The sequence below is a fragment of the Halohasta sp. A2 genome (assembly GCF_056175805.1).
Genome location: NZ_JAQFWV010000158.1, coordinates 1 through 1,324 on the forward strand (window position 1 = coordinate 1; position 1,324 = coordinate 1,324).

Below are 1,324 nucleotides of genomic sequence, written 5' to 3' on the forward strand. Positions count from 1 at the left end.
GCACCATCCAAGTGAAGTGTGATTTCACATAGCTCGTCGTCGTTTTTCTCAATATTCGATCACAAAACAGAGTCACTACCGAAGAAATAACAGAATAAATTTGAGACTGTAAAAGACTCTAATTTATTCTAATATTCTCATATCGAAATATATCTGAAACGATAGCGCTGCCGCTCCGGCAGAGCGGCCAGCGCTGTCTGATAGGTCGTTAGCCTACATCGTGATCACGCCAGAAGAGATATCGCTGTTTGGCGTCAGTAAAGAGCGGTTTGAGCTGTTTCTGTGATAACGACGGGAACAACTCTTGGGCCAGCGAGAGTGACCACTCACAAGAAATGAGTCCCTGCTTGACCGTGCGCAGGCACATTTGCCGTTTCAGGAACGCCCGTGCGTGCTGAACTGACCGAAACCGACGCTTGATTCGCGTCGGTTTCGTGTGTCCGTAGTAGCGTTCGAGATTGTTTGTCGTACTCGGGACTGCCTCATTACGAAGGTGCACGGCAAACCGGTCGAAGTTCTCCATAACCTGCTTGACGTAGGTCCGGAGTTCACTCGGCAGGTGCTCGATCTTGTCGAGCACCGCCTCAAACCGACGGAGACCTGCCTCGTAAGACGGTGCAGCGAAGACGCTCTTGAACTCACTCCAGACAATTGCACCGCGTAGCTTCTCTGTATTTGAGTATCGAACACCCTGGAAAACGGTTTTCCGGAGCTTCTTCTCACCGTTTTTTATGAAGTGAAAGCGACAACGATGGTGGAACGCATCGAGATCGTCTTCGACGATCTCTGGGTAATCTGAGCGGCCGTCAGTGGTGATGACGGCGGTCGGTTTCTCCGCGAGTACGGTTGTGAGAAACGTACGAACAGTCTCTTTGGTGCACTTGCCGACGATAGTTTCGGCAACCGGTGCACGCATCAACTCATCGTAGACGGTGAGTCGATATGCACGGTTACCGTTGATCGTGAGATACTGCTCGTCGTAGGAGTAGACGCCAGAATAGACGGGGAGATCGTTTTCGACGATCTCCCCGGTCGGTTCGGTCTGCCAGTTGTGGATTTGCTGGTCAGCAGGACGAACACTGTAGTGAACAGTAAGGATATCTTGGATAGATTCCAACGAGGAATCAGCGAACGCATCAACTGCGTCAGCGAGTTGTGTCACCGCTCGTGGATAGCGGTGATCGTCTTCTACCGACGGGTGACTTGGTGAGAACGAGCCACAGAGACCACAGCAGTACCGCTGCACCCGCACGGACTGACAGCCGTGCGGGTGCCGCTCGTAGGTGCCGTTTTTCCCAACGGCGGCTGTGCCACACTCAGGACA

General features: G+C 52.5%; 1 protein-coding gene. It reads right to left on the reverse strand.

Going from position 1 to position 1,324, the window contains the following annotated elements:
• Window positions 1-208 precede the first annotated feature (208 nt).
• A partial coding sequence (locus O2S87_RS18560; RefSeq protein ID WP_475410203.1) for a hypothetical protein occupies window positions 209-1,324 on the reverse strand: 1,116 nt, incomplete at its 5' end.